Source organism: Halococcus thailandensis JCM 13552, assembly GCF_000336715.1.
GTDB lineage: Archaea > Halobacteriota > Halobacteria > Halobacteriales > Halococcaceae > Halococcus > Halococcus thailandensis.
In genome coordinates this window covers 1-5,305 of the sequence record NZ_AOMF01000108.1, presented here as the reverse complement: position 1 = coordinate 5,305, position 5,305 = coordinate 1, and the positions used below count along the sequence as shown (strand labels likewise).

Annotated in this window: 3 protein-coding genes; all 3 read right to left on the bottom strand. The window is 52.8% G+C overall.

Going from position 1 to position 5,305, the window contains the following annotated elements:
- Positions 1-53: 53 nt before the first annotated feature.
- A complete protein-coding gene (gene brxL, locus C451_RS04980) occupies positions 54-1,454 on the bottom strand; it encodes a protease Lon-related BREX system protein BrxL (RefSeq protein WP_007738390.1) in 1,401 nt (466 codons plus the stop codon).
- Positions 1,455-1,574: 120 nt separating this feature from the next.
- Positions 1,575-3,998, bottom strand: a complete 2,424-nt coding sequence (locus tag C451_RS04975; RefSeq protein WP_007738389.1) for a PglZ domain-containing protein — start codon at positions 3,996-3,998, stop codon at positions 1,575-1,577.
- Positions 3,999-4,005: 7 nt separating this feature from the next.
- Complete coding sequence (locus C451_RS04970) at positions 4,006-5,022, bottom strand: hypothetical protein (RefSeq protein ID WP_007738388.1); 1,017 nt, start codon at positions 5,020-5,022, stop codon at positions 4,006-4,008.
- Positions 5,023-5,305: the final 283 nt, after the last annotated feature.

The following is a 5,305-nucleotide window of genomic DNA, read 5'->3' as shown; positions in this document are numbered from 1 at the left end:
GGTGGTCTCGGTTTGGTCACCAGAGACAACCCCCTCCTGAAGGGAGTCAGTTGCTACCGAAGTCTAGACCGCTTTGCGACACGACCAATACGTTTCAATTGCTCTTTTACCCGACGACGCCCCTCCATTGCAAACTCAAGATACTCCCTGAGTTGCTCCTTCGTGTATTCTCCATGCGGGTGAAGCAGCTTGAGCAAGCCTGAAACAGTCTTTCGGACAGCCTTTTCATCTCGTTGATTCAGGTGGTCACCGAACGCGAACTCCTCGTTGATTACGTCGCTATAGGATTCTTTCCTGAGTTCACGCACGAACTCGGCGAAGTAATCCACGATAAATCCGAATTGGTCACCGAAGAATTCGGAGCGCATCTTCGGGACTTCCCAGCCAGGAAGGTAGTAGTGAAACCGGTCGATAAGCGCGAGGTCCTGCATCTCTTCTGGGAACGGCTCGAAAAGGTGGGAACTCTTGAGAACGCCTTCAACGTCCAAATCGATGTTCCCCACGTAGACCATCGAGGCTTGGGCGGTTAGCTCTTCAGTCCCACGTGAGAAGCTCCCGGATTCCATGTAGTCTTTGAGCATCTGGACGGCTTCCGAGTCACTGAATCTGAGTCCTCCGACCTCGTCGAAGGCAACGACATCCCAGCGACCGACGAGCCCGATTCGGCCGGTGTTAAGGTTCAAGAATAGCTTTGCAACTGTCGTCTTGCCGCCAGAAATGAGGATGGAATGGGGGCTTATTTCGCGATATAGGTAGCTCTTGCCCGTCCCACGTGGCCCCAACTCCACGTAGTTGTAGTTCGATTCAACGAGCGGAATACATCGAGCCAAGAAAAGTAACTTTTCTCGTTCGTCGAACGCTGATGGGTCATATCCCACACTCTGAAGTAGAAGGTCCATCCACTCGTCTCGCGTGAATTCCCGACGTCTGTCCTTCAGTTGGTTGAGATCAAGGTTCGACACCTGGATTGGTTTGAATGAATCAATCCCGAACAGGCTCTTCGGACTGTTCGCGTTATCCGGAAGATATTCTAAGTCGATGATAGCCCACACGCCTCCTCCTAGGAGCTTGGGATGTTGGCTAACTAGATGTTCGTTGATCTCAACATCGTTCAAGCCAAGACTTACGAACGAGCCAATATAGGCATCCTGCTGCTCGTCAAGTCTGACATTGACTTTGTCGATAACCCGATACCGTCCCCGCTCGCGCACTTCACTTTTGACGAATTCCGCTTCGTCAGGGCGGACGTAGTGCTTCGATAGTATCTGCTTGACTTTTTTTAGCCCCTCTTCTAGTGACTCTTCATCGTCCGTGGCGCAATATTGCCCGATGAGGTACTCAAGCACATAGGTAGGAACGTTTACTCCAGATTTGATATCCTGAACGAGATCCTTCCGGACAACGCGTCCGGGAAAGACGTCGAGAGCTTTCTGATCGACGTCCTCAGTTGTCATTGTATGCGGTGAATAGAGCCGGGGGCATATTGGTGTCGATGAATCTGGACTGGTACTGTCGACGACTGCTTTTGGACAGGCTACGTCGGAATGGTCAAAATGCTATAGGGCCGGAGTTCTTCAGACGTCGAATCCCATATCGTCGTCTCCGAAGAGCAGATCAAGTTCTACCGTTTTCCGCGTGATCGTTTCTCGGGTGTCGGTGTCGATGACTTCGAACTGGACGGAACTCTCGCCGGAGATCGCTCCCTGCTTGAGCCGGACACGTTCACTATTGGTTCCCGGCGAGACCTCCATCGTTACGGGGTCTGCAACCGGTTCATCGTCGATGTTCGCACGGATCTCCAGAATCGGCGCTGGGTCGAAGGCCACTTGTCCGCTCTTGGCTTCGATCTCGACAGAGATTATCGAGTTCGTAATCGGGTCTGGAGTCGAGACATCGTAACTGATCGACGCACTTTCTTCGGTCTCGCCGGTGGTCACCGTGAGACACGGGACGAGGAGTTCTTGGAGTGAAATGCCACCGTGGAAGTACTGCATATTCCCACCTTGAGCCTTGAAACAGGCGACACTCCGGGGGAAGAGCAGCTTGAGTCCTGGAGCGTTGATGCCGAGGTCAGATAGCGCATCGGAGCCGACCTCGATGAATTTGTCCGTATCGACTAATGGGGTATCATTGTCGGCGGCTGCGAATCGTCGTTTGACGACCGGAGCGAGGTCGGGAGATTCGACTTTGAGATCGTCGGACAACCGATCCGTGTAGAGGAAGCCGTGGTCGCTCGTGATGACGAACCGAGTGTACCCGGCCTGCTTCAGCCGCTGAACTGTCCGTTCGACGTCGTCAACATGGGAAGCAACCTGGCTAAAGGCCGCGTCGTCGTCGAGGCTCTCGCCGAGTTTGTCTATCGTTCCGGAGTAGACGACTCGTGGGACAGGGTCGGTCTCCGTCAAGTCCTCTAACGAGATGCTGCTCACCTCGTCCATATCCACCACTTCGAAGCCCGCGGCGCTGAGTCGTTCGACGCGATCCGATTTCCCGGCCATCTCCTCACCGCCGCTGGTCACGACGAGGTCATCTTCTAGTGAGAGGCCGAGTTCCCCGGGGAGGTGTGCGGCCATCCCAACCTCGGTGATCGAGGGCAGTGCCGCGCTTACTGCACCCAAGTCTTGCTCGAAGTCAGTCCGTCGGCCCAAGTTCTGTTTGATTGCCTCGGCGAGCTCGTAGCGAAGCCCGTCACAGATGATAATCGCCGTCCCGTTGTCAAGATCCGCAAACTCATCGTAGAAGGAGGTTTGCGATGTCCCGAGTGTCGGATCATCGCTCAAGATGTCCGCAAGCGGTCGGTTCACTCCCTGAAGGAAGGACATGTAGTGTTTCGTGACCCGCTTCTTCACCGTGGTTTCGTTTGGATAGGGGAACGTGGCCTTCCGAGTGGCGTTGACGTACTGCCGATAGGCCGCATCGACTTGCCACCATCCATCGTCACTCGTGTACTTCTGGGCGAGTTCAGCCGATGAGAGCGTTTTGGCTTCGTCAGCGTCGATAGTTCCGACCCGCTGGAGGGTTTCGACCGCCAGGACTGGTACTGACCAATCGACGAGGTCCTCGTTGCTCCAGAAGCTGTCCTGTCGCTCAGTAACTGTCTGCTGGAGGTCTGCCGCGATATCGGGAAGGTCTGCGTAGGTCTCACCGGCGAGTCGCTTCATCACCAACCGGATGAGACCCATGTCGATCCCCTTGAACGCCGTCGTGTCCCAGTGAATACGGTCAGAATCGATGACGGCCTTCGCAAGGTCGTAGTCCTCTGCGATCTTCTGCGCATAGCGCGTGAACTCGGCAGGGGTGTATTGTTGCCACTCGTCACAAAATGCCGCAGCAGCGCGGGTGTCGTCAGCCGCGAGTTCGTCGTACCGGGATGTCGGTGCCCGACTGGCCACTTCGCCAAAGAGGAGCTGGGTCGCTAGCTCTTTCGGATCGAGTCCTGCGGTGACACCGTACCCCTCTCGGAGTTGGGCGTCCCAGGCGTCAGCCATCGCGTTGTCCTCGATTGTCTCACGGTACTCTTCCGGGTTCGAGAGGTAGGCACGCACCCAGTCGTCCGTCTCAGGTCCGGCGGTGTCGAAAAGAACGCAGAAGAAGGCCAGACGCTGAACTTCGCGGTTCTGGCCCCAGTCCTCGTAGGCGTCGGGTATCTCTTCGTCGTGTTCGACGAGGAACTGCGTCACGGGCGTGTCGTCGATGTCCTGGCCGACGCGGTACTGTCGTCCGAGTGCGTGGACGTCGCGGAACCATCTGGCATCATTCCGGGACTCGGGGATGTAGAACAGCCAGTTCTTCTCGTAGTTCGGGTCTTCCTCGTGGAGACGGCGCTTCAGCTCGAAGTAGCTGCCGTCGTAGCGTGCGAGCGTGACGTCATCCAGTGCAGCTTCGACCTCGTCGAGAACGCCTTTGTACTTTTCTTGGGCGTCGTACCACACCCAGACTGGGTGTCGGTCGAACTTCTGCCGGAGTTCCGTGATAATGCTGTCCGCAAGATCTCCCATTTGTAGATTACCTCGAATAGCTCGATTTTAGCTTTGGGAGTCCGGTTTCGAGGACTTCGTATTGGTCCCACTCCTTGATGTTATCCCAGATACCTTTCTCGACATCGACAGTGACGCCATCGTCGATCATCTCGTCGACAGTATCACGGAATTCTCTGATATCGTTGAGGTCGTTTTGGACTTTTTCTTTTCTATTCAGAAGTTCCTTATCTGGGTTGTCACCGCTGGTTTGGGTGTTCAGGGTTTCTAGTTCGTTTTCAAGCTCATCAATACGTGGATCCAGATACTGTCCACGGAGTTTTGGGAGTGTATTCTCGTCTATCTCATGGTAGTAAACGAAACAGCTGAATGACCCGTCTGGGCTTTCGAGTTGCCAATAGATTGGGTTACGCTGCCCCCTTCTTTTATATTCATCCGCATGGTAGTTCTGGAAGAAATGGTTGCGGAACCAATTTGATATACTGTATTCCAGCATATCTTCAATCCTGTCCACAGCCGGTCCAGGGTTATCAAATGTTTCTGTTATACATTTTTGAATCAATTCATTCAATCCCTCCTGTGGCCCACTACCAAATTGAACAATCCCATCAGGGACTTTCAAATTGCTGTTAAGCATGTCCCAGTGGGAGAATATTTCTCCCAAATAATATGAAAGCAATCTCCCAGCAACCTCACGCCTTCTCTCATCAGTATAGCTATCCTCTTGGCTTTTTATAACCGCAATTGTATGAGGCGATATTTTCAGGTCTTCAGAAAGGTCTCTTAGAGATTGAGAGGAGCGTTCTATTACTTTCGATCGGATATGGTCTAATTCCTCTTCCGACATTTCTACTGTCGGAACTTCGTTCCTAAATCCGTGCTCTGATACGTCTATATTACTGACATTTGATATATGAGGATATCGGAGCAAGTTCTCCGGTAGATCTTCATAGATGCGATTTTGGGTTTCCTCCGATATCCGGAAATCAGCGAAAACAAGCTCGTCAATTAAACCATGAAGGATCTGGATATCTGCTTGCCGCATCTCCTGCTTATAGCAATAATCTTTGAATTCCTTGATTAGTCTAGTAGGATTGAATTCTCTCTTGGATTCAACTAGACTAAACCTTTCTTTTTGAATTGAAATAGCGGCTTGTGTATAATTCTCAATCTGTGGTAGTCTCTCTGAATCCGGATTAATCGGTATCCTCTTTCCATCACCAGGTTGGAAATGTATACTCGCTAGTTGTCCACTCTACCAGTCACGGTACGAGCAAGTGCGTAGAAATCGGCCAGACGTGAGGCGGAGTCCCAGTGTAGCATGTGCG

Coding starts and splice junctions, on each gene's coding strand:
- brxL (WP_007738390.1), bottom strand. CDS start 1,454: ATGACAACTGAGGACGTCGATCAGAAAGCTCTCGACGTCTTTCCCGGA.
- C451_RS04975 (WP_007738389.1), bottom strand. CDS start 3,998: ATGGGAGATCTTGCGGACAGCATTATCACGGAACTCCGGCAGAAGTTC.
- C451_RS04970 (WP_007738388.1), bottom strand. CDS start 5,022: ATGCGGCAAGCAGATATCCAGATCCTTCATGGTTTAATTGACGAGCTT.